This window comes from Micromonospora sp. NPDC005194, from assembly GCF_040608335.1.
In the GTDB taxonomy this organism is placed as follows: domain Bacteria; phylum Actinomycetota; class Actinomycetes; order Mycobacteriales; family Micromonosporaceae; genus Micromonospora.
The window spans coordinates 1-22,189 of sequence record NZ_JBEXIA010000037.1 but is presented as its reverse complement, the minus strand read 5'-3'; the positions used below and the strand labels follow the sequence as shown (position 1 = coordinate 22,189).

Sequence of the window (22,189 nt, the reverse complement as noted above, 5' to 3'; positions counted from 1 at the left end):
TCCGAGGAGCCACCTCGTGCGAACCCCGTCCCCCGCCGGGTCAGGCATGGCCCGCGATCCCATCCCGAGACGTCGCCTCCCACGCCTGGCCGTCCTGGCCAGCGCACTGGCCGGCGTCCTCGTCCTCGTCACCGTCGGTGCGACGGCCGGCGCCGGATCGTCCGCCGCCGAGGCCGCCGCCGCGCCGCTGGCGGCCGCCGCCATCGCGCCCGGGCAGAGCACCACAATCGTCGGCGTCCCGTCCGGTCGATGCATCGAGGTTCCCAACTCCAGCACCACCAATGGCACCCAGACCCAACTGTGGGACTGCAACGGCGCGGCCGGCCAGACCTGGACCTGGACGTCGAGCAAGCAGCTCACGGTGTACGGCAACAAGTGCCTGGACGCCTCCGGCCGAGGCACCACCAACGGCACCGCGGCGATCATCTGGGACTGCAACGGCCAGACCAACCAGCAGTGGAACGTCAACAGCAACGGCACCATCACCGGTGTGCAGTCCGGGCTGTGCCTGGACGCCAACGGCGCGGCCACCGCGAACGGCACCAAACTGATCCTCTGGGCCTGCAACGGCGGCGCCAACCAGCATTGGGCCTCGCCGAGCACCCCGCCGACAACGACCCCGCCGACCACCACCCCGCCGACCACGACCCCGCCGCCGAGCGGCGCGCGCCCGTGCGACATCTACGCCTCCGGCGGCACCCCGTGCGTGGCGGCCCACAGCACGACGCGAGCCCTCTACGCGACGTACGCCGGCAACCTCTACCAGGTCCGGCGCTCGTCGGACAACACCACCCGCAACATCGGCCTGACCGGCACGGGCGGCACCGCCAACGCGGCGACGCAGGACTCGTTCTGCTCCGGCACGACCTGCGTGATCACCGTCGTCTTCGACCAGTCCGGGCGCGGAAACGACCTTTGGTACCAGGGGTCCAGCGTGGTTCCGGGCTCGCCGCAGAGCAGGCCGGCGACCGCGACCTCGGAGTCCCTGACGGTCGGCGGCGCCAAGGCGTACTCGCTCTACATCAATCCTGGCAACAGCTACTGGCGCGACGGGCACCTGACCGGCGTGCCGACCGGCGCGGCGCCCGAGGGCATGTACATGGTGACCAGCGGGACCCACGTCAACAGCGGCTGCTGCTTCGACTACGGCAACAGCGAGACGACGCGCAAGGCCGACGCCGCCGGCGCGATGGACGCCATCAACTTCGGCAAGCAGTGCTGGTTCGGCGGTTGCTCCGGCAGTGGTCCCTGGGTGCAGGCCGACCTGGAGTGGGGTCTGTTCCCCGGTGGCAGCAGCTCGTGGAACCCGAACCAGCGGGCGTTCACCAGCAAGTTCGTCACGGCGACGCTCAAGAACAACGGCACGTCCCGCTTCGCCATGAAGGGCAGCGACGCCCAGTCCGGCAGCCTCTACACGCTGTGGGACGGCTCGCTCCCGTCGGGATACAGCCCCATGAAGAAGCAGGGCGCGATCATCCTGGGGAGTGGCGGTGACTGCTGCAAGCCCGACGGGGGCGCGAACCTGAGCGCCGGCACCTTCTACGAGGGGGCCATGGTCGCCGGTTACCCGTCCGACGCGACCGAGAACGCGGTGCAGGCCAACGTGGTGACCGCTGGTTACCGCTGACCCCGTCGACGGCGGGCCTCGTCCGCCGGCCACCAGCGCCGAGAGCGGTGGTGGCCGGCGCGACGGGGCCCGCCGTCGTTCCGCTGTGGCGCTCGCTGGCGGCGGGCCGGCGCGCGCCGTGTCGGGTCGTACACCTGTCGATGGTCAGGTCGTCGAGTCGTCTGCCGGTGCGGCGGCCGACGGGGGAGCGACCTCGGCGAGCGCGGTGCGAACGATCTCCAGCAGGTCGTCGCCCGGGTGGTCGATCCAGTGCTGGGTGGCGACGCGCAGGGCGGCCAGGAACGTCGCGGTCAGCAGACGGGAGCGCAGCTCCACCGCCGCGCCGGTGAGCCGGTGCGCAAGCTCCGCGGCCAGCTCGCGCTCGATCGCGGTGTACGCCGCGACCTGCTGCGCGGCCAGGCCGGGGTGCCCGCGTAGCTGCCGGCGTCGGGTCAGCCAGCTGTGGTCGCGATCATCCGATGATTCCCTGGTCACGTGTTCGGCCGCCCGGCTCAGCGCGGTCCACGGCGGCTCGCTGCCCGGCCGCTCGTGCACCAACTGCAACAGCCGGCGCAGGCGCACCGTGTCGCCGTAAAAGAGCGCCTCCTCCTTGCTGGAGAAGTAGTTCGAGAACGTCCGCCGGGAGACGTTCGCGGCGTCGGCGATCGCCTCGATGGTCACGCAGTCCGGGCCCTGCTCGGCCGCGAGGCGCAGGGCTGACTCGTGCAGGGCGAGGCGGGTGGCCGCCTTCTTGCGCTCCCGTAGACCGGTGATCTCGTCCATCGCGCTCAGCGTACGTGGAGTGACCGGCTTCTCAATGCGCAAACTTGCCGACTGGGCAAGATCGGTAGATGCTTGCGTGAGGCAACCAACTCAGGTGCGCGAATGCGCGGGTTCGTGAACCCACGGCGCTCGCCGCGCAGCCCTGTTCGACGTCGCCCTCGCCAACCACGACAAGCTGGAGGCCGCGCGATGAGCGCACCCACCACCACGGCCGGCACCGAGCCGATGACCCATCGGCAGACGCTCGAGGCGCTCAGCGGTCTGCTGCTGGTGCTCTTCGTCGCGATGCTGAGCAGCACTGTCGTCTCGACCGCGCTTCCCAAGATCATCGGGTCGTTGAACGGCTCCCAGAACCAGTACACCTGGGTGGTCACCGCGACCCTGCTCACCGCGACCGCCACCACCCCGATCTGGGGCAAGCTGGCTGACCTGTTCAACAAGAAGCTCCTCATCCAGATCGCCATCGTGGTCTTCCTGCTGGGCTCCGTCATCGCCGGCTTCTCGCAGAGCGCGGGGCAGCTCATCGCGGCCCGCGCGTTCCAGGGCATCGGGGTCGGCGGCCTGCAGGCCCTCGTCCAGGTGGCGATCGCCGCCATGATCCCGCCGCGTGAGCGGGGTCGCTACAACGGCTACCTCGGCGGCGTCATGGCGGTCGCGACCGTCGGCGGCCCGCTGCTCGGCGGCCTCATCGTTGACACGTCCTGGCTGGGCTGGCGCTGGTGCTTCTTCGTGGGCGTGCCGGTCGCCGCCATCGCGCTGATCCTGCTCCAGGCGACCCTGCACCTGCCGACGCTGCGGCGGGAGAACGTCAAGATCGACTACCTGGGTGCCACCCTGATCGCCGCCGGCGTCAGCGTGCTGCTGATCTGGATCTCCTTCGTCGACGGGTCGTTCGCGTGGGTCTCCTGGCAGACCGGGGTCATGGTGGGCGGCGCGCTCCTCCTGCTCGCCCTCGCGGTCTGGGTGGAGTCGCGGGCGGCCGAGCCGGTGGTCCCACTCGGCATCGTGCGCCAGCACACCACCGCGCTGGCCATCCTCGGCAGCCTCGCGGTCGGCATGGCCATGTTCGGCGGCGCGGTCTTCCTCGGCCAGTACTTCCAGATCGGCCGCGGCTACAGCCCGACGGAGGCCGGCCTGCTCACCATCCCGATGATGGCCGGCGTCCTCGGCTCCTCGATCGTCGCCGGGCGGCTGATCACCCGGACCGGGCGGATCAAGCCGTACATCGTCGCCGGTTCGATCCTCCTGGTCGCCGGTTTCGCACTGCTCGGCACCATCGACCACGAGACGTCGCTCGTCCTGGTCGGCGTCGCCATGTTCATCGTCGGCACCGGCGTCGGCATGACCATGCAGAACCTCGTCCTCGCCGTCCAGAACACGGTGGCCCTCAAGGACATCGGCGCGGCCAGCTCCAGCGTCGCGTTCTTCCGGTCCCTCGGCGGCACCATCGGTGTCTCGGTGCTCGGCGCCGTCCTCGCCCACCGGGTCACCGACCAGATCACGCGTGACCTGACCGCCGCCGGGATCCCCGCCTCCGGCGCCGGCGGCGACAGCAACCTCAACATCACCGCGCTGCCCGACGGGATCCAGCACATCGTGCGGGCCGCGTACGGCGACGCCACCGGGCACATCTTCCTCATCTCGGCCGCCATCGGGGTGGTCGGCGTCATCGCCGCGCTCCTGCTCCGGCCGGTGACCCTGCGGACCAGCCTCGACCTGCCGGACGCCGCCACGACGACGGCGGTCGGCGCCGACGCGGTCGACGGGGCGCCCGCGTTCGACCAGGTCTCCGTCGACCCCGCGCCGAGGGGGACGCCCGACCGGCGCTGACGTCCGACCGCAGCGGGCCGCCACCGTCTGGAGACGGTGGCGGCCCGATCCACCCGGCGACAGTGACTGAATCGAGGCGCCTGTGGAGATCGCCGAGCTGGCGGTGCCGCAGCCGGTGGCACCCGGCCGGCGGGCCGCTCCGGCCCGCCGCGCGGCGCGCGAGCTGCTGCTCGTCGCCACGCTGTTCCTGCTCTACAAGGTGGCGCGGATGGCGGTGGCCGGTCGGGTGTCGACCGCGCTGGCCAACGGCGAGTCGGTCTGGCACATCGAGCGGCTGTTCCACCTGCCCGACGAGGCTGCCGTCCAGCATCCGCTGCTCGCGCACGACCTGGTGGCGCACCTGGCCAACGGCTACTACGCGTACGTGCACTTCCCCACCACGGTGATCACCCTCGGCTGGCTCTACGTGCGACACCCGGCGCACTACCTGTGGACGCGTCGCGTGCTCGCCTGTCTCACCGCGGCGGCTCTGGCCCTGCACCTCCTGGTCCCCCTGGCGCCGCCCCGGCTGACCGCGCTGACGGGCCTGGTGGACACCGGCCGCCGGTTCGGGCCCACCGTCTACGGTCCACCCGACACCGACACCCTCAGCAACCAGTACGCCGCCATGCCGTCCCTGCACGTCGGGTGGGCGCTGGTCGTGGCCGTCGCGCTCGTCGCGGTGACCCGCGGGCGCCTCCGGTGGCTGTGGCTGGCCCACCCGCTCGTCACCCTGCTGGTCGTCGTGGCCACCGGCAACCACTACTGGCTCGACGGTGTGGTGGCGGCACTGATGCTCGGGGTCGTCCACCTGGTCCTGCCCACGCCCGCCGAGCGACCCGAGCCTCCTTCCAAGCCCCAAGCCACCGCGGCAACGAAACGAGACCTCAGCCCACCGGTACGCCGTACTCGCGCTCGGTGAACAGGTCGACGTCCCGCGGGCCCAGTTTGGCGGCCCGGCGCGCGTGCAGGGCGAGCTGCCGACGTGCCTCGCCGAGGCGGCGGCTGGCGATCGTCATCTCGTCGGACGACTCGAACGGCTCTGTACCGCTGGCCCGCAGCGCGGCGGCCAGCACCCCGTTGAACGCGGTCATCAGCCCGTTGGTCAGCGCGATGCCGTCCTGGTCCCCGCGCGTCCAGATCTCCGACCAGGCGGCCTCCACCGTGACCATGTCCCGGGCCAGCCAGTCGTGCAGCATCATCGGCCCCAGCGGCTTGTGCCCTCCGAGCAGGTCGTTACCCGCCTCCGGCAGGCCCGACCGCCAGTACCCGGTCTGCCGCAACGCCTCGGCCTTGTGGGCGAGGCGTAGAGCGCCGGACAGAACCAGGACGTACGCCCGCTGAAGCTCGGCCCGCTCGCGCTGCCGCCGCCTGATCCGACCGTGCACCCACACCACGAACAGCGATGCGAAGGCGGTGATCGCGGAGCCGAGCAGGGCGGCCAGGGTTGAGTTCACGCCGACATGATGCCTGCCGCCGCTTGGCGTCGCCGCGCGGGCTCACCCCGGCTCGGGAGCCTTCCCGAGCCGGGCCACGCGGCGTAGCGATTGGTCGCGGCCGCCACACGCCGCGAGACGGGGGTGGCGGCCGCGGGACCTCAGCGGTAGCCGGCGGCGACGATGTTCGCCTGCACCGCGTTCTCGGTCGCGTCGGACGGGTAGCCCGCCACCATCGCGCCCTCGTAGAAGGTTCCGACGCTCTGGTTGGAGTTGTCGATGCAGCAGTCGCCACCACTGCCCAGGATGATGGCGCCCTGCTTCCGCATCGGGTTGTAGCCCGAGGGCAGCGAGCCGTCCCAGAGCGTGTAGAGGTTGCCGGACTGGGAGTTGCTGCCCTTGATGGCGAAGCGCGTCGTACCGTTGTTCTTCAACGTAGCGGTGACGAACTTGCTGGTGAACGCCCGCTGGTTCGGGTTCCACGAGCTGCTGCCGCCCGGGAACAGACCCCACTCCAGATCCGCCTGGACCCAGGGACCGCTGCCGGAGCAGCCGCCGAACCAGCAACTCGTTCCGAAGTAGATGGCGTCCATCGTGCCCCGGCCGTCGGCCCGACGGGTGGTCTCGCTGTTGCCGTAGTCGAAGCAGCAGCCGCTGTTGACGTGGGTGCCGCTGGTCACCATGTACATGCCCTCCGGCGCGGCCCCGGTCGGGATGCCGGTCAGGTGCCCGTCGCGCCAGTAGCTGCTGTTGCCGTTGATGTAAAGCGAGTAGACCTTGTTGCCGCCGACAGTCAACGACTCCCTGGTCGCCACCGCGGGCTGCACGGCGCCCCCGATGCCCCCCGCGCCCTGGTAGCCGAGGTTGTTGCCGCGCCCGGACTGGTCGTAGATGACCGTGATGACGCACGTGGTGTTCGCGCAGAAGCTGTCCTGGGTGGCGGAGTTGGCCCGTCCTCCGGTGCTGAGCACCCCGATGTTGCGGGTGCTGTTGTCCGAGGATCGGCGCACCTGGTAGAGCGACCCGTTGTAGGAGGCGTACAGGGCACGGGTGGTGCTGTGCGCCGCGACGCAGGGCGTGCCACCGGCCGTGTAGATGTCGCAGGGCAGGGTCGTGCTCGGCGGCGGTGTGGTGGGTGGCGGTGTGGTCGGTGGCGGTGTGGTGGGTGGCGGTGTGGTCGGTGGCGGGGTCGTCGGGTCCACCCCTCCCGTACAGGTGGTGCCGTTCAGGGCGAAGGAGGCCGGTACGGGGTTACTGCCGGTCCAACTGCCGTTGAAGCCGAAGCTCGTGCTGCCGTTGGTGGGAATGCTGGCGTTGTAGGGGGCATTGGTGACGGTGAGTTCGCTGCCTGCCTGGGTGTAGCTGCCGTTCCACAGTTGGGTGACGGTCTGGCCGGCGGCGAAGTTCCAGGTCAGTCGCCATCCGTTGACGGCGTCGCCCAGGTTGGTGATGGTGACGTTGGCGCCGAAGCCGCCCTGCCACTGGGAGCTGACCGAGTAGGTGACCTGGCATCCGGCGGCGGCCGCCGAGGCGCCGGTCTGGGTGAGGGCGGCGCCGACGAGCACGAGTGTGGCGGCGGCGGCGATGAGCGCCGACCGCCGGTGGCGGGGTTGTCTGAGTCGCACGTGCTCTCCTCATCGGTGAGAGATTGACGATGTGCCGGGGGCCGGCCCGTTCCCCCTGCTCGGGCCCGGACTCTGAGCAGGGGGACGGCGGGACCTGGCCCGGTCTGTGGCCGCGTACGACGAAACCGAGGCCGTCCGGCGCCGGGGTGAGCCGTCGGGGACGGCGTGGTCGGCGGGCCAGGCGGTTCGGTACGTGGCGTTACGGTTGCCGGTCAGCGCCGACGGTCCTGCCCGGGGACGCGGCGGTGATCGATGAAGTGGCCGTGGCCTGGAATCGTCCGGCCCTCGGCGCGGGTCGCCCGGTGGTGATCCCGGGCCGTCCCGTGCCGGCCACGCTCCACCCGCCCCACGCCGCGAACGATGTCGACCGCACAGCCGGGACCAGCAATGACAGGCCCTTCGTGACGGTCAGATTACGCTCAGATATCGACGGTCGTCGGCTACGTTAGCGTTAACAGGATGGCATGTCCATAGACGACTGTCGGTATTCGCTCGCACCGACCTGGGCGCCCTTGGTGCCGTCGGGCCAGCCAGCTCTGCTCACCGTACCGGTCAGAGTGGCCAGTGCTGGGAGACGATGTCGATGGCGCCCCTGACCGCCTCCACCAGCGTGCCGCCAACCGTGGCCAGCGCGGCAAGTGTCTCCAACGACGTCAGCACCGGCTTGGGGTCCGGCTGCCGTTGCTCGCGGGCGACCTCGATCGCGGCCACCTCGCGGCCGGCGCGATCCGGGTCCTCGAAGTCGGCGACATGCTCCTTCAGGGTGCGCAGCAGCGCGTCGAACCGCTCGGCGAGGTCGTTGGTCCCGTTGTACTGGACCATGGTGACGTTGTCGCTGGCCATCGCCTGTTGCCCACCATGGATCGTGTTGTGGAACACGATCGACCGGGCCGGCTGATCCGGGTCCGCCATCGGGGGCCTCCTAGGTGTGCTGTTCGAACGTGACATTGGAGCTGGCGAACGCCTGCTGACCGCCGAAGATTGTGTTGACGTTGCCGAAGATGTTCTGGACCTCGGACGCGCGCTGCACCAGATCGCCGGTGTCCAGGCCCCGCTCGGTCAGGAACGACACGACCGCCTCCAGCACGGCCCGCTCCAGCAGCTTGGTGTACTTCCACTCGTCGAGCAGCTGCAGGTGCTTGACCGCGGTCCGCTCGGCGACGAGCTGACGCACACTGACCCGGGCGCCGTAGTCGTGCGTCCGGAACTGCTCGCTCGCGGCGAGCGCGTCGTCCATCCGGGTCTTCATGCCCCGATCGTGCCGCAGTCGCTTGATGAGGTGCCAGCCGCTGAGCACCGAGTCGGTCACCATGTTCGCCAGCACGTCACGCACGATCCGGACCATCGACTGCTCGGGCCGCAGCCGATCGACCACCGCGTACCGGGCCTCGATGGGGGGCATCACCGTGGTGACGAACTCGACGTAGAGCAACCCGCCCTCGACGGCGGCGTGCACGAACGCGGAGATGTCGATGCCGAGGTTCTGCTCGGGCAGCACGAGCCGTCCGTCGGCGGTGTGCAGGGGCTTGCCGGCGCCGCTGACCACGATCCGGTCGTAGTAGCGCAGGCCGCCCTGCGGATGCCGGACGATCACGTCGATCACCTCTTCCGAGGCGCGGCTGCGCGGCATCCCGGTCACCGGGTCGAGCAGCGGGTCACCCTGCCGGCGTACCCCGTCGGCGACGATGTGCGGCACCAGGGAGAGCCCGGGCACCCGGACGGCGCGGGGCAGCGGATCCTCCCGCATCCGCCGGATCGCCGCCCGGACGTGCGCGGTCAGCGCGGGCCCCAGCTCCGCCTGGTCGATCGGCGGGGCATCCGTGCCGCCGTCGCGGCCGGCGGCCCGGCCGGGGGAGGGCCGCACCGGAATGGCGTACGACCAGCCGTGCTCGGCCGCACCGCAGCCCAGGAAGGGGTCCCGCTCCTGGACGGTGATGTTGCCGTACTGGGCGCGGGCCACCAGGTCGAGCCGGCGGGCCACCCGTTCGTTGGGCAGGGTCGGCAGGACCGGTGGGATGCCGGGGCGCAGCTCGTCGGTCAGGATCTGGTGGGTGGTGCGCTCGAACCGGACGAGGACGGCGAGGGTGGCGACACCGAGCAGGAGGGGCATCCAGGCCAGGAAGCCGAAGAGGCCGGCCGTCATCCTGGCCTGCAGCGCCTCGACCAGTGAGTCGGCGCTGAGGTCGGGGCCGGTGCCCAGCAGGGAGCCGGCGAAGATTTCGAGGCCGCTCGACAGACTGAACAGAGGCAGCACGAGCGCCAGGCCGCCACTGCACAGCACGATGGTGGCCAGCGTGCCGTACAACAGGACGCGGACGGGCAGGGACAGCTGGCGCGACTCCCGGGACCGGGCCAGCAGCACGGTGAACCCGAGCACCACCCAGCCCACGGTGGCGGTGATCGAGGTCAGCAGACCGATGACGAGCAGCCCGAACAGAATGCTGTCGCGGACCAGGTAGCGGTGCTGCGCCCGGAAGCAGTGCCGGACGACCGCGTTGAGGTCGAAGCCGAACGAGAGCGCGACGGCACGCCGCTCGTCCTCGATCACCTCTCTGATCACCGTCTCGGCGTACTTCTGGTCGAGGTAGGCCGCGCCACACAACTGCCGGGTGGTGTCAGACAGCCGCGGTGGCACCTGGTACGACGGGAAATCGAAGTGGTCGGTCTGCGGCGCCTCGGTCACCGTCACGTCGTCATCTCCCGGCTCCCTAGATTTCCCTGCTGGTGCGGGTGGGCAACCCGCATGAGGTGGCGATCGGGTTCCACCGGCGCAGAAACTCGTTCTTGGCCTTCTGGGACTGCTCGGAGAGTTGGTTGCCCCGCCGCCAGTTGGCGTCGAGCGAGCAGCCGGAGCTGATGGAGCGTCGCGTCCAGGCGGCGTAGGCCGCGTCGGCGTCCCCGGCGTACGTGAAGGCGGAGACCAGGTGGGAGCGCATCGCCGGCCCGTCGGTGAGCGCGTCGACGGTCAGTGCCTCGGCCTGGTCACGCTGGGTGCGGCGTTGGCGTGTCACGCCGTCCAACAGGCCGAGCGAGCGGTTCAGGTCGCGGCACTCTCCCACGGCCGCGATGGCGATGGCCAGGTCGCCGCGCGAGGCGATCGACTCCGACAGCAGCGCGTCCACCGCCTGGGCCTGCGTACGCCGCCGGGCATCCGGATCGTCGCTCACCGTCGGCGTCGGCGTCTCCGGGCCGGGCGTCGTCGTCGGGACCGGGTCGGGCGTCGGCGGCGTCTCGGTGGGCACCTCGTCGTCGGCGGTCGGGGTCGCCGAGGTGGACGTCGCCTCGGAGACGGCGGCGGACAGCGGCACTGTCATGCCCGCGACGAGCGCCACCGCGACGGTCACCACGACCGTGGGCACCAGAAGCTGGAGCCCTCGCCTCAGGTCACCGTCACGGCCGTCACCCCGGGCCGCGCGCGCCCACAGGTAGCCAGGTGACTCGGGTACGCCCCGGACGGCCGTCAACAGGTAGATGGCCACGGCGAGCGCGGCGAGCACGTAGTGCCACAGGGCCAGTCGACCCGGCACCTCGGACGGCTCCTGGGCGCCCCGGGCGAGCGCGACGAGCAGCAGCACCAGCGCCCAGCCGGCGAACAGCACCGCGCACACCAGCAGGTCCCACAGCGGGGGTGGCAGGGCCGCCCCCGACATCGCGCCCGAGGCCCCGCCGACGACGGGCGACACCCCCGGCGGTTCGGTCGCGAAGGGTGTCGCGCTGGGCGGCTCGGTCGTGAGGGGTGTCGCGCTGGGCGGTTCGGTCGCGAGGACGGTCGGGCCGGGCGGCTCGGTGGTCGAGTCGGGAGGCTCGGTCGCGACGGAGAACGCGCGAGGCGGAGACTCCTGCTGCGGCACGACGGCGCCGGGCAGGGCCGAACCGCACCGTTGGCAGGTGGGGAGCGCCGCATCGGTGTCGGCCCCACAGGTGACGCAACGCATCGATCACCGCCTTCCCCGGCAGGCGCTTGTCACGCTGGACCTTAGCGACGAGATCGATGTCCGACATCCTCCACCCGGGCCGGCGTCGGGGATCGCGGATATCCGACAGTCCCCAGTGGAGCCACCGGCCCGGGTTGGCGAAAAGCGCCGAGCGGAAACGGCGGAAAGTGGCCCTGCCGGCGTCGGCCGGCGGTCAGCGGGCCTCGGGTACGGCCATCTCGCCGAGCAGCGACCAGTCCTGCTGCGGGACCGTGGCGTTGACGATGCGCGGCGTCTCGGCCAGGTGCGGCGGCAGCGTCTCCTGCGCGGCGCGGAAATGGGCCGACTGGACGTGTGCCGCGCCTGCCTCGTCGTCGCGGAAGGCCTCGACCAGGACGTACTCGGTCGGGTCGTCCAGGCTGCGGGACCACTCGAACCACAGGCAGCCCGGCTCGGCGCGGGTCGCCTCGGTGAACGCGGCGGCGATCTGTGGCCACTGGTCGGCATGTTCGGGCAGCACCCGGAACTTCGCGGTAATGAAGATCATGGGCTCAAGGCTACCCAGCGGTCGTCGACCGAGTGGTCAGGACGCCTCGCGGACGCGCAGATCGGCCAGCCACACCTCGGCCAGGTCGCTGAGCGCGACGCCGAGGACCTCGCTGAGGCAGACCACGGTGCCGAACGCGGGTGCCGGAAGCCGGCCCACCTCGATCTTGCGCAGCGTCTCCGGTGACATGCCGGCCGCCAGGGCCACCTCGACGAGACTGCGGCTGCCCCGTGCGACCCGGAGGGCCGCCCCGAGGCGTTGCCCCGCGGCGATCTGTTCCGGTGTGAGGGGTGGGCGGACCATGTGAGCAGGATAGATGCGTCCGCGCGGACCGGCAATGTCGACCCGCCGACCCCTCGGGCCAACGTGGTATAAATATACCGCACCGGAGACGGAAGGGTTGATCGTGATCGAGCTGAAAACCGCCGCGGAAGTCGATCGAATGGCCGTGACCGGCCGGTTCGTCGGCGAGCTGCTGGCCGAGCTGCGTGCGGTGGCCGCCGCAGGGGTCAACCTGCTGGACCTGGAGCACCACGCCCGCCGCCGAATCAGGGAGCGGGGCGCCGAGTCCTGCTACTGGGACTACACGCCGTCGTTCGGTCGCGGCCCGTTCCGCAACGTCCTGTGCCTTTCGGTCAACGACGCCGTGCTGCACGGTCTGCCGCACGACTACGTCCTGCGCGACGGTGACCTGCTGAGCATCGACATGGCGGTCGGGATCGACGGCTGGGCCGCCGACTCCGCGCTGTCCGTCGTCGTCGGCACCCCCGACCCGGCGGATCTGAAGCTGATCGAGGCCACCGAGGTCGCGCTGGCGGCCGGCATCGACGCCGCGCGGCCGGGCAACCAGCTCGGCGACATCTCCGCCGCCATCGGCGAGGTCGCCCACCGCTACGGCTACCAGGTCAACGACGAGTTCGGCGGGCACGGCATCGGCCGCACCATGCACGAGGCCCCGCACGTGCCCAACAACGGCCGACCCGGGCGGGGCATGAAACTCAAGCCCGGCCTGACGCTCGCGATCGAGCCGTGGTTCTGCCGTAGCACCGGCAAGATCAAATTTGATCAGGACGGCTGGACGATCCGGTCCGCGGACGGCTCGCGCTCGGCCCACTCCGAGCACACCGTCGCGGTCACCGAGACCGGCCCCCGGGTGCTGACCCACCGCCCCGACCAGGGCGTACTGCCGGACAGCCGCAGCGGGCAGTCGGCCGCGACGTCCTGAGGCGTACCGCCGCGGAGCGTGCGGGCCATCGGCCTGCGGTGCCTGCGGTGCCTGCGCAGCTTCATGCCGGCTCGATCGGGATCGTGACGCTGACCCGGGTCGGGCCGCCGACCGGGCTGTCGACCGACAGGCGGGCGTCGATGGCGTCGAGGCGACCGATGATGCCGCGCAGGCCGGTCCCGCGGCCCGGGTCGGCGCCACCGGAACCGTTGTCGTCGACCTGGATCCGTAGCATGTCGCCGGCCTGGTCGAAGGTCACGCACGCCGCCGTGGCGCCGCTGTGTTTCGCCACGTTGGCCAGGGCTTCGGCCACCGCGAAGTACGCCGCGGTCTGCACCGCCGGTGGGAGCTGCGCGGGCGGGTCGCCGGTGACGGTGACGGGCACGGCGAGGTCGAGCGCCAGGGCGCGGACGGCGTCACCGAGGCCGCGGTCGGCGAGGACCGCCGGGTGGATGCTCTGGGTGACGGTGCGAAGGTCGTCGAGGGCGGCGGTCGCCGTGGCGCGGGCCTCCGCCAGCAGCTGCGCGGCACCGTTGACGTCGCGGCGCAGCAGGTCCCCGGCCAGGCCGAGGGTCAGCGCCAGGGACACCAGGCGGGCCTGGGCCCCGTCGTGCAGGTCGCGCTCGATCCGTTTCAGCTCGGCCGCCTGCTGGTCCACGGCGCTGCGGCGGGAACGGGTCAGCGTGGCGATCCGCTCGGTGAGCTCCCGCTCGCGGGCGCCGGGAGGGCGACTGACCACCCAGGCGTGCAGCCCGACGATCGTCGCCAGGCCGAGCAACGTCCAGGCCGGCCAGAAGTAGCCGCCGCCGGTGAGCACCCAGACGCTGAGGTCGGCGCACCCGATCAGGGCGCACGCGGCGACGTCGAGGGCGAGCCAGAGACGCCGGCCCGGTGGCACCCGCAGTGCCCGCCGCAGCAGGATCCGCCGTGCGCCCTCGCCCTGTCGTCGGGCGATCTGCACGAGGCCGTACCCGAACATGACGGCGAAGACCGGGTAGGCGCGGCTGTCGACGAACATCGCCAGGACGGCGTTGATGACGCGCTGCGCGCCGTGCGGCGTGCCGTCCAGGCCGGGCTGGCCGGCGAACGCCGCGTTCGCGGCGTTCGCGAGCGCGATGAACAGCAGCATGGCGCCGCGGGCGAGGTCGGGGGCGAGGGCGCGGTCGGCGCGGGGGACAGGGCCCGGTTGGAGGGCCGTCGTGCTGACGGTTGCGGTCATGTTCTCAGGCTCGCCGCTGGCGCGACGCGTTTCGAGGAGCCTGGAACCCCTCCCGTGGTGGTACCAGTACCCCTATGCGTCGAGGTAGGCGAGGACGGCGAGGACGCGCCGGTTGTCGTCCTCGGAGGACTGCAGCCCGAGTTTGGCGAAGATGCTGTTGGTGTGCTTGGCGACGGCCTTCTCCGTGATGAACAGGGCGGCGCCGATGGCGGCGTTGGACCGGCCCTGCGCCATCTGCCCGAGCACCTCCCGCTCGCGAGGGGTCAACCGGTCCAGGGGCAGCACCCGGGTCCGGCTGTCGAGCAGCTTCGCCACCACTGTGGGGTCGAGCGCGGTGCCGCCCGCGGCGACCCGGCGGACCGCGGCGACGAACTCGCCGAGGTCGGACACCCGGTCCTTGAGCAGGTAGCCGATCCCGCCGTGGCCGTCGGCGAGCAGTTCCCGCGCGTACAGTCGCTCCACGTATTGAGAGAGCACCAGCACCGGCAACCCCGGCACCTCGGCCCGCGCCGCGAGCGCGGCCCGCAGACCCTCATCGGTGTACGACGGCGGCAGCCGCACGTCGACCACGGCCACGTCGGGGCGCCGCGTGACGAGTTCGGTCAGCAGATCCGGCCCGGTGCCCACGGCGGCGACCACCTCGAAGCCGTGGGCCTCCAACAGCCGGATCAACCCGTCCCGCAACAACACGAGGTCTTCCGCCACCACCACCCGCACCCGGCAACGGTAGCGGGCCCGCCGCCGGGTGTGGGTACGCGTCAGCGCAGGCCGGCGAAGAGGTCGTCCTCGGGCACCGGCGCGCCCGTGGTGTCCCGCACCCGGACGAAGGTCTCCCTGCCCATCAGCTCGGTGAACCGCTCCGGGCCCAACTGGAGGAAGAAGATGTTCTCGGTCTGGCTGGCGTGCGCGGCCAGGGCCTCGAACTTCTGCGCGCCGTAGCTCCGGGTGTCGACCCAGGTGGTGATCTCGTCGTCGGGCAGCCCCAGCTCGGGCTGGTCGGACGACGGGTCCGGCTCGGCCCACTCGACGCCGAGCTCCTTCATGATCCGGCCGAACTCCGCGAACGCCGTCCGCGGCACGGTGGTCCAGTAGACCTTCGCGGGGATGTCGGTCTGCGCGACGGCGGCCATGGTGATGCGATGCGCCTGGATGTGGTCCGGGTGGCCGTAGAAGCCGTTCTCGTCGTAGGTCACGATGACGTCCGGCTGGTAGCGGCGGATCAGGTCGGCGAGCCGGTCCGCGGCCTCGGCCACCGGCGTCGTCCAGAAGGAGCCGGGCTGGTCGTTCGTCGACCAACCCATCATCCCGGAGTCGGCGTAGCCGAGCGTCTCCAGGTGGGTGACCTTCAACGTCGCGCAGCTGTCCTCCAGCTCGGCCTGACGCATCGCCACGACGGCGGCCGGGTCGTGGCCGGGCTCACCGGGCTTCGCCCCGCCGGGGCCGTCGCCGCATCGCCCGTCGGTACAGGTCACGAGGACCGTGGTGACACCTTCGGCCGCGTACCGGGCGAGGACGCCACCGGTGCTCGTCGCCTCGTCGTCGGGGTGCGCGTGCACCGCCATCAGGGTCAGGGATCGCTCAGCCATGTCATCACCCTACGACCAGCGCGGCGACCACACGGGAAGTGTCCTGTTCGCGGACGCATTCTAGCGATCCGCTCACCGGCGCTGCTGTTCTTGCGCAACTCGCTGTCCGGCGGCTCGTGGATTCCTACGATTTCGGGGCTGGGCCGGTGGTCCGGAGCCGCGTTTCGACAGCCGGAATCAGCCGAGGAAGGGGACCGGTTCGATGGCACTGTTCGATGACGTGCGACAGATCGACGCCGGGGTCCTGAACGTCGGATACGTGGACGCCGGCCCGGCCGACGGCGCTCCCGTGATCCTGCTGCACGGCTGGCCGTACGACATCCACAGCTTCGTCGACGTCGTACCGCTGCTCACCGACGCCGGCCACCGGGTCGTCGTGCCGTACCTGCGGGGTCACGGCACGACGCGGTTCCGATCCGACGACGCCGTCCGCAACGGCGAGCCGGCCGCCATGGGGCTCGACCTCATCGCCCTCATGGACGCCCTGGGCATCGACAGCGCGAAGTTGGCCGGGTTCGACTGGGGTGCGCGTACGGCCGATGTCGTGGCCGCGTTGTGGCCTGAGCGCTGTTCCGGTCTGGTGTCGGTCAGCGGTTACCTGATCGACGGTCAGGAGTCGGGCCGGACGCCGCTGCCGCCGAAGGCCGAGTTCGCCTGGTGGTACCAGTTCTACTTCGCCACCGAGCGCGGCCGGCAGGGGTACGACCGCAACCGCCGCGACTTCGCCCGGCTGATCTGGCAGACCGCATCGCCGCGGTGGACGTTCGACGACGCGACCTTCGAGCGCAGCGCCGCCGCGTTCGACAACCCCGACCACGTCGACATCGTGATCCACAACTATCGCTGGCGGCTGGCCCTCGCCGAGGGTGAACCGCAGTACGACGAGGTGGAGAAGCGCCTGGCCGGCAAGCCGAAGATCTCGGTGCCCAGCATCACCCTGGAGGGTGACGCCAACGGCGCCCCCCACCTGGACCCGAGTGTCTACGGCAAGCAGTTCGCCGGCCGGTACGAGCACCGGACCGTCGGCGGCGGCGTCGGGCACAACCTGCCCCAGGAGGCGCCGCGGGCCTTCGCCGACGCGGTCCTGGAGGTCTGAGCGCGCTGCGCTACGGGCGTTCGGTGCGGGTCGGGTCGCCCCGCACGAGGTCGTCGTGGATGCGCCAACGGGCGGTGGTGACCGCGCGGCGGGCCGCCTCGTCGCCGCGCTCGACCCGTTGGCGCAGCAGCTCGAGGGCGACGCGCCGGTTCAGACTGAACTGCCGTTCGTCGTCCACCACCACGACCAGGCCCGAGGGGCGGTGCGTGGCGCGTACCGCAGTGCTGGCCTTGTTCCGGTGCTGGCCGCCCGGGCCGCCGGTGCGGCAGCCGACGATGTCGACGTCGGCCTCGGCGAACGTCGTCGGCGGTGCGTCGCTCGGCGGCGGTTGCGCGGTCACGTACCAGTTCTTTCGACCGGCGCTCGTCCGGTAGGGGCTGGGCGCCTGCCAGCAGAGCGTCCCCGTCCAGGAGGCGGCGAACGCGTCGACGTCGGCGCCGGACAGCCGGATCAGCACCGACCGGTAGGTGCCAGGACGGTCACCGGGCACCGCGTGGACCCGCTGGACGGTCACGCCCTGCCGGGTGGCGTCAGCCTCCAGGCGGCGCAACAGGTGGGCCAGCGCCCACGCGCACTCCCGCGGCCCACGGCCGGCGGACAGCAGCAGCTGCGCGCTCACGACCGACCCCGCCCGCGACGCTTGTCGCGCCGGTCCGATCGCGGCGCGGCCCCGACATCCGGCGTCTTGTAGGTGACCAGGGGGATCGTGGTGGCCACCGGCGTGGCGAGCCGGTGCTCGACGAGATCGCCGATCACCTGCTCGATCCGCTTGTACGCCGTGGGCGCCTCCTCGAAGAGCAACTGGCGGTCGCCGCACACCACCAGGGAACCCACCGGGGTACGCCGCAACTCCTCGACCGTGTGCTTGGCCCGGCCCCGGCGCAGCGCGTCGGCGCGGGACATCTTCCGGCCCGCGCCGTGCGCCACCGAGTGGTTGGCGTCCGCCCCGGCGTGGGCGGCCACCAGGTACGACGCGGTACCCCGCGTACCGGCGACGAGCACGTCGCGGCCGTCACCGGGCGCCGCCCCCTTGCGGTGCAGGTAGACGCCGTCGCGCACCTCGACCAGGTTGTGGCACTGGTCGACGACCGGCTCGGTCGGCTCGGCCCCCAGGGCGTACGCGACCCGGGCGGCCAGCAGCCGGCGGTTGAGCGAGCCCCAGCGCACCGCCTCGTCGTGCCGGGCCAGGTACGCGGCCGGGTCGGGAGCGGGGCCCGCCCCGTGCGTCTCGGTGTGCGTGCGCAGGATCCGCTCACCCAGGCCCCGCGAGCCGCTGTGCACGACGAGGACGAGGTCACCGGTGGCCAGCCCGAGTCGGTGCGCGTGCTCGGGTGCGAAGACGGTGTCGACGCGAGCCAGCTCGACGAAGTGGTTACCGCGGCCGACCGTACCGAGACCGTCCCGGTGGCCGGCGGGAACGTCGCCCGGGACGACGGTCCAGGCCGGATCGTCGGCGTCCCGCTCGGGGTCGAGCGCGCGGTCGAGGTCGGGGAACCGGGCAGCCAGCCGCTCGGGTACGACGCGCCGGAGTCGAATGGGGAACACCGCGATACCGCAACCGATGTCCGAGCCCACCAGGAACGGGTACAGCACGGTCGACGCCATGGCCGCGCCGATGGGGGCGCCCTTGCCCGGGTGCAGGTCCGGCATGCCGGCAACGTGGACCATGCCGTCGAGGGCGGCCACCTGCCGGCACTGGTCGAGCGCGGCGGACTCGATCCAACTCGCGGGGGACGCGAACACGGCAATGGTGGCCGGGGCGGACGGGGACGAAGACTCCCGAGGGGAGTGGTGCTCAGACAACGACGCTCACTTCTCGCTGAATCGCAAGGGGACGGACGGCGGTACGGCACCGAGCGGCGCGAAGCGGCCTCGGCGCGGTGCTCAGGTGGTGTCCGTCAGTACGTCATGGGCACCACTCTGTCGACGCCCGTCGTGCGCGGCAAGCGATTATCGACGGGGGCCCGGCACGCGGCCGGCCTGTCCCGGCAGCAGCTGGTGAGGCCCGCTCGACGCTGCGGCGTACGCTGCCGCGATGCGAGCCCGGCGGCCCTGGACGACTGGCTGGCCGGCCTGCCGAGGCGCTGAACCTCGCGGACGGCCCGATGACACCTCAGCGCAGCCGGTGCTCCGGCCGGGTCGCGCGACCCAGCGCGCACGGCGAGGAGGGGCTGGAACTGCCGGCCGGGAACCGGAAGCGATGCAGCTCGTCGATGGCGAACCCGGCCGCCTCGATGGCGGCCGTGGTGTCGCGGCCGGTGTGGCAGCCGCCGAACAGTTTCGGCCAGAGCGTGGCGTCGGAGAACCGCTGGACCCGACGGAGGCGACCGGGCTCCTCGGCGGCGACGTGCTCGAAGAAGCGCAGCTGCCCGCCGGGGCGCAGCACACGGTGGATCTCGGCGAGCGCGGCGGCCTGGTCCGGCACGGTGCACAGCACCAACGCGACCACGACCGCGTCGAACTCGCCGTCGGCGGCGGGCAACGCCTCGGCCAGGCCGTCGACGACCGTGATCGGCACCGGCGCGGCCGGGGCCGCCCAGACGGCGGCGGCACGCAGGCGGCGTTCCGGCTCGACCGCGACGACCTCGGTCACCGTCCGCGGGTAGTGGGCGAACATGCGCCCGTTGCCGGCGCCGACCTCGAGCACCCGGCCGGTCAGGCCGGCGACCAGGTCGCGGCGGAACTCGGCGGTGCCGGCGCGGTCCATGGCGACGCTGAGCCTTTTGTACACCCGCGCGAACACCGGGTGGGACACCGCAGCCACGTCGACCTCCAGCCTCTGACGATCAGGATTCCGGGCAGCGACCACAATCATGGGCGGTGATGTCAACCGCGCCGGTGTGGCGCGCTCCGTGGGCTGGTTCTGCCCCGCGATTCCGCGCACCGGACGGAGACGGGAAGTGGCCCGATCAGCGTCACTCGGGCGGCGCGTGCCGCAGGCGTTGCGCCAACTCCAGCCGCCAGACCAGGCCGATCGCGACGACCGGCACCAGCGCGAACACCGCCAGCACCCGGCACAGGGACTTGACCATGGCCTCCGAGCGGGGGTTCGCCGGACGCATCCAGATCGCCACGTTTACCAGCAGGAACGGCAGCAGAAGGCACCCGCAGCTCCACGATGTCGCCGAGGGTGTCGGGCCCGCTCACCCGCGCTGATCCATCCGCCGTCGCCCCCCGAGGCGTCCGACCGCCCGGCGCCGGCGATCCAGCCGCGGGTGGCCCCACCACCCGCGTGGCAGACCGGGGTCTACCCCGCCCGGACGCGCCCAACCGCGCAGGCGACGCGCCGCACCGCACGGGTGACCCCTATGCGGTCCCGGCGCTCCCGGCCACCTGTCTGCGGTACGTCCGCGGCGAGACGCCGGTGACACGTTTGAAGGCCACGCTGAGGGCGCTCTCCGAGCCGTACCCGACGGCCAGGGCGATGGTGGCGACGGTGTCCGAGCCGCGGCGGATGCGGTCCGCCGCGAGTTCGATCCGCCATCGCGTGAGGTACTCCAGCGGGCCCACGCCGACGACCTGCCGGAAGCGGGCGGCGAGCGTGGAGCGGGAGACGGACGCGGCGCGGGCGATCTCGTCCACCGTCCACGACTGCGCGGGCCGCCCGTGCATCGCCCGCAGCGCGGGAGCGACCACCGGGTCGGCGAGCCCGGCCAGCCAGCCGGACGTGTGCTGCGGACCGCGGGCCAGGTGCAGCCGCAGCACCTGGATCAGCAGGACGAGCGCCAGGTGTTCGGCGACGAGTCGCGATCCGAGCTGTGCCTGCCGCAGCTCGCTGTCGATCTCGTCGAGCGCCCACCGGATGGTGGCGGCCGCGGGGGTGTCGGCGGGCACGTGGATGATCGGCGGAAGGCTGTCCAACAGGAGACTGCGACCCCGGTCGCCCATTGAGAACGCGCCGCCGATGAGGAACATGTCGTCGCCGTCGCCGTCGCCCGCGTGCGCCACGCCGTCGGCAGCGGCGGCGAAGATCGGGTACGCCGGCTGGACCGGCGCGTCGGGGTCACTGAAGAGCGTGTAGGCCACCGGCCGGGTCAGCAGGTAGCAGTCGCCCTCGGCGAGGCCGATCGGCTCGGGCTCGCCGTCGACGAGCAGGAAGCAGCGGCCGCGCCGGATGGCGTTGAACTTCGCGCCGGCCGGTGGGTCGAACCGGACCGCCCAGCGCCCTCCGGCGACGAGGCCGGCGGAGACGTGACTCGTCGCACCGAGCAACGCCAGTACGTCCTCAAGGGGATCCATCCGCACCGTCCTGGACGATCACTAAAGTATCGCGGATCCTAGACTATAGGCAGTCCAGGTTCAGGTTCATAGTCTGGCTGACATGACAGCGAACCCACGCCTCACCACGTCGTTCACCGCCCGTGCCACCGCCGCCGAGATCCTCGACGGCGTGGACCTCACCGGGCGCCGGATGATCGTCACCGGCGGCGCCTCCGGCCTCGGTGTCGAGACGGTTCGCGCCCTGGCCGGCGCCGGCGCCGAGGTCACCGTCGCGGTCCGTGACCCGCAGCGGGCCGCCGCGCTCGTCGAGGAGTTCGCCACCGACGCCACCCGGGGCGCTGTCCGGTCGGCCGCGCTCGACCTCGCCGATCTGGCGTCGGTCGACGCCTTCGTCGCGGCCTGGCGGGGCCCGCTCGACGCGCTGGTCGCCAACGCCGGCATCATGGCGCTTGCGACCCGGCAGCTCTCCGCGCAGGGCTGGGAACTCCAGCTCGCGACCAACTACCTGGGGCACTTCGCGCTCGCCGTCGGTCTGCACGACAACCTGCGTGCCGCCGGGGCGGCCCGGGTCGTGGTGGTCAGCTCCGGGGCGCACCTGGGCGCTCCGTTCGACGTCGAGGACCCCCAGTTCGAGCGGCGCCCGTACGACCCGTGGTCGGCGTACGGGCAGTCGAAGACCGCGGACGTCCTGCTCGCGGTCGGCATCACCCGGCGGTGGGCCAAGGACGGGATCACCGCCAACTCCCTCAACCCCGGGTACATCCACACCAACCTGCAACGTCACCTGGACGACGACATGATGCGCGCGTTCGGCGCGATGGACGAGGCGGGCAACCTCGTCGTGCCGGACTACTACAAGACCCCCGCCCAGGGAGCGGCGACCACCGTCCTGCTCGCCGCGTCACCCCTGCTCGACGGCATCGGCGGCCGGTACTTCGTCGACAACCAGGAGGCGGAGGTGGTGCCCGGCGGCCCGAACGCCACCGGCGGGGTCGCCGACCACGCAATCGACCCGGTCGCCGCGGACCGGCTCTGGGCGTACGCCGAGAAGATGCTCTCCGCGCGCTGAGCGCGACCGCCGTCGGCCGCCGGGCGCGGCGCGCTCGCGCGTGGCCGCGCCCG

At 71.9% G+C, this 22,189-nt stretch carries 22 protein-coding genes; 6 read left to right on the top strand and 16 right to left on the bottom strand.

Annotated features, from left to right (window positions below):
- Positions 1–16 precede the first annotated feature (16 nt).
- Positions 17–1,627 (top strand): arabinofuranosidase catalytic domain-containing protein, encoded by a 1,611-nt coding sequence (locus ABZU53_RS25790; protein ID WP_355068002.1) that lies wholly within the window; start codon positions 17–19, stop codon positions 1,625–1,627.
- Between the two features lie 144 nt (positions 1,628–1,771).
- Here the strand turns inward: ABZU53_RS25790 and ABZU53_RS25785 are convergent, their stop codons facing one another.
- Positions 1,772–2,389, bottom strand: a complete 618-nt coding sequence (locus tag ABZU53_RS25785) for a TetR family transcriptional regulator (protein WP_355068001.1) — start codon at positions 2,387–2,389, stop codon at positions 1,772–1,774.
- Positions 2,390–2,578: 189 nt separating this feature from the next.
- On the opposite strand from ABZU53_RS25785, the gene ABZU53_RS25780 reads away from it, so the two are divergent.
- Both ABZU53_RS25780 and ABZU53_RS25775 read left to right on the top strand, forming a co-directional pair.
- On the top strand, positions 2,579–4,219 hold the full coding sequence (locus ABZU53_RS25780; RefSeq protein WP_355067998.1) for an MDR family MFS transporter: 1,641 nt from the start codon (positions 2,579–2,581) through the stop codon (positions 4,217–4,219).
- Positions 4,220–4,301: 82 nt separating this feature from the next.
- The gene (locus ABZU53_RS25775) at positions 4,302–5,120 is read left to right on the top strand and encodes a phosphatase PAP2 family protein (protein WP_355067997.1); all 819 of its coding nucleotides are present in this window, start codon (positions 4,302–4,304) and stop codon (positions 5,118–5,120) included.
- On the opposite strand, the gene ABZU53_RS25770 is transcribed toward ABZU53_RS25775, so the two are convergent.
- From ABZU53_RS25770 to ABZU53_RS25740, 7 genes are all read right to left on the bottom strand, one after another.
- Positions 5,086–5,655, bottom strand: a complete 570-nt coding sequence (locus tag ABZU53_RS25770) for a hypothetical protein (RefSeq protein WP_354863375.1) — start codon at positions 5,653–5,655, stop codon at positions 5,086–5,088. The genes ABZU53_RS25775 and ABZU53_RS25770 overlap by 35 nt on opposite strands.
- 140 nt (positions 5,656–5,795) lie before the next feature.
- A complete protein-coding gene (locus ABZU53_RS25765; RefSeq protein ID WP_354861082.1) occupies positions 5,796–7,259 on the bottom strand; it encodes an arabinofuranosidase catalytic domain-containing protein in 1,464 nt (487 codons plus the stop codon).
- A 552-nt stretch (positions 7,260–7,811) separates the two neighbouring features.
- Entirely contained in the window at positions 7,812–8,171 is a 360-nt protein-coding gene (locus ABZU53_RS25760; protein WP_355067995.1) for a hypothetical protein, read from the bottom strand.
- 10 nt (positions 8,172–8,181) lie between these two features.
- Positions 8,182–9,948, bottom strand: coding sequence for a hypothetical protein (locus tag ABZU53_RS25755; protein WP_355067993.1), 1,767 nt, complete (start codon positions 9,946–9,948; stop codon positions 8,182–8,184).
- Between the two features lie 19 nt (positions 9,949–9,967).
- The gene (locus ABZU53_RS25750) at positions 9,968–11,110 is read right to left on the bottom strand and encodes a hypothetical protein (protein WP_355067991.1); all 1,143 of its coding nucleotides are present in this window, start codon (positions 11,108–11,110) and stop codon (positions 9,968–9,970) included.
- 277 nt (positions 11,111–11,387) lie between these two features.
- Positions 11,388–11,720: a putative quinol monooxygenase gene (locus ABZU53_RS25745; protein ID WP_354861075.1), complete on the bottom strand. Its 333-nt coding sequence runs from the start codon at positions 11,718–11,720 to the stop codon at positions 11,388–11,390.
- Between the two features lie 36 nt (positions 11,721–11,756).
- Positions 11,757–12,023, bottom strand: a complete 267-nt coding sequence (locus ABZU53_RS25740; protein WP_354861073.1) for a helix-turn-helix transcriptional regulator — start codon at positions 12,021–12,023, stop codon at positions 11,757–11,759.
- 103 nt (positions 12,024–12,126) lie between these two features.
- On the opposite strand from ABZU53_RS25740, the gene map reads away from it, so the two are divergent.
- A complete protein-coding gene (gene map, locus ABZU53_RS25735) occupies positions 12,127–12,945 on the top strand; it encodes a type I methionyl aminopeptidase (protein WP_355067989.1) in 819 nt (272 codons plus the stop codon).
- 61 nt (positions 12,946–13,006) lie between these two features.
- Here map and ABZU53_RS25730 read toward each other — a convergent pair whose 3' ends face one another.
- The 3 genes from ABZU53_RS25730 to ABZU53_RS25720 form a co-directional block, all read right to left on the bottom strand.
- Positions 13,007–14,164, bottom strand: a complete 1,158-nt coding sequence (locus ABZU53_RS25730) for a histidine kinase (RefSeq protein WP_355067987.1) — start codon at positions 14,162–14,164, stop codon at positions 13,007–13,009.
- 72 nt (positions 14,165–14,236) lie between these two features.
- The gene (locus tag ABZU53_RS25725) at positions 14,237–14,881 is read right to left on the bottom strand and encodes a response regulator transcription factor (protein ID WP_354861068.1); all 645 of its coding nucleotides are present in this window, start codon (positions 14,879–14,881) and stop codon (positions 14,237–14,239) included.
- 41 nt (positions 14,882–14,922) lie between these two features.
- Positions 14,923–15,750: a PIG-L family deacetylase gene (locus tag ABZU53_RS25720; protein WP_355067985.1), complete on the bottom strand. Its 828-nt coding sequence runs from the start codon at positions 15,748–15,750 to the stop codon at positions 14,923–14,925.
- A 202-nt stretch (positions 15,751–15,952) separates the two neighbouring features.
- Between ABZU53_RS25720 and ABZU53_RS25715 the strand changes: the two genes are divergently transcribed.
- Positions 15,953–16,846 carry an alpha/beta hydrolase gene (locus ABZU53_RS25715; RefSeq protein ID WP_355067983.1) on the top strand — a complete coding sequence of 298 codons (894 nt, stop codon included), beginning with the start codon at positions 15,953–15,955 and terminating at the stop codon, positions 16,844–16,846.
- Between the two features lie 10 nt (positions 16,847–16,856).
- On the opposite strand, the gene prfH is transcribed toward ABZU53_RS25715, so the two are convergent.
- The 5 genes from prfH to ABZU53_RS25690 all read right to left on the bottom strand — a co-directional run bounded on the left by prfH (position 16,857) and on the right by ABZU53_RS25690 (position 21,085).
- Complete coding sequence (prfH, locus tag ABZU53_RS25710; RefSeq protein WP_355067981.1) at positions 16,857–17,465, bottom strand: peptide chain release factor H; 609 nt, start codon at positions 17,463–17,465, stop codon at positions 16,857–16,859.
- The gene (locus tag ABZU53_RS25705; RefSeq protein ID WP_355067979.1) at positions 17,462–18,649 is read right to left on the bottom strand and encodes an RNA ligase RtcB family protein; all 1,188 of its coding nucleotides are present in this window, start codon (positions 18,647–18,649) and stop codon (positions 17,462–17,464) included. Before ABZU53_RS25705 ends, prfH begins: the two co-directional genes overlap by 4 nt.
- Before the next feature lie 310 nt (positions 18,650–18,959).
- Positions 18,960–19,610 (bottom strand): methyltransferase domain-containing protein, encoded by a 651-nt coding sequence (locus ABZU53_RS25700; RefSeq protein ID WP_355067977.1) that lies wholly within the window; start codon positions 19,608–19,610, stop codon positions 18,960–18,962.
- Positions 19,611–19,761: 151 nt separating this feature from the next.
- Positions 19,762–19,920: a hypothetical protein gene (locus ABZU53_RS25695; protein ID WP_354861058.1), complete on the bottom strand. Its 159-nt coding sequence runs from the start codon at positions 19,918–19,920 to the stop codon at positions 19,762–19,764.
- Positions 19,921–20,152: 232 nt separating this feature from the next.
- Positions 20,153–21,085 (bottom strand): AraC family transcriptional regulator, encoded by a 933-nt coding sequence (locus ABZU53_RS25690; protein ID WP_355067975.1) that lies wholly within the window; start codon positions 21,083–21,085, stop codon positions 20,153–20,155.
- A gap of 82 nt (positions 21,086–21,167) precedes the next feature.
- Between ABZU53_RS25690 and ABZU53_RS25685 the strand changes: the two genes are divergently transcribed.
- Positions 21,168–22,136, top strand: a complete 969-nt coding sequence (locus ABZU53_RS25685) for an SDR family NAD(P)-dependent oxidoreductase (protein ID WP_355067973.1) — start codon at positions 21,168–21,170, stop codon at positions 22,134–22,136.
- Positions 22,137–22,189: the final 53 nt, after the last annotated feature.

Bases quoted from the DNA above. Each gene is read 5' to 3' on its own strand.
- ABZU53_RS25740 (WP_354861073.1), bottom strand. From the start codon at position 12,023: ATGGTCCGCCCACCCCTCACACCGGAACAGATCGCCGCGGGGCAACGC.
- ABZU53_RS25780 (WP_355067998.1), top strand. From the start codon at position 2,579: ATGAGCGCACCCACCACCACGGCCGGCACCGAGCCGATGACCCATCGG.
- ABZU53_RS25730 (WP_355067987.1), bottom strand. From the start codon at position 14,164: ATGACCGCAACCGTCAGCACGACGGCCCTCCAACCGGGCCCTGTCCCC.
- ABZU53_RS25715 (WP_355067983.1), top strand. From the start codon at position 15,953: ATGGCACTGTTCGATGACGTGCGACAGATCGACGCCGGGGTCCTGAAC.
- ABZU53_RS25685 (WP_355067973.1), top strand. From the start codon at position 21,168: ATGACAGCGAACCCACGCCTCACCACGTCGTTCACCGCCCGTGCCACC.
- ABZU53_RS25745 (WP_354861075.1), bottom strand. From the start codon at position 11,720: ATGATCTTCATTACCGCGAAGTTCCGGGTGCTGCCCGAACATGCCGAC.
- ABZU53_RS25785 (WP_355068001.1), bottom strand. From the start codon at position 2,389: ATGGACGAGATCACCGGTCTACGGGAGCGCAAGAAGGCGGCCACCCGC.
- ABZU53_RS25760 (WP_355067995.1), bottom strand. From the start codon at position 8,171: ATGGCGGACCCGGATCAGCCGGCCCGGTCGATCGTGTTCCACAACACG.
- ABZU53_RS25690 (WP_355067975.1), bottom strand. From the start codon at position 21,085: ATGGATCCCCTTGAGGACGTACTGGCGTTGCTCGGTGCGACGAGTCAC.
- ABZU53_RS25720 (WP_355067985.1), bottom strand. From the start codon at position 15,750: ATGGCTGAGCGATCCCTGACCCTGATGGCGGTGCACGCGCACCCCGAC.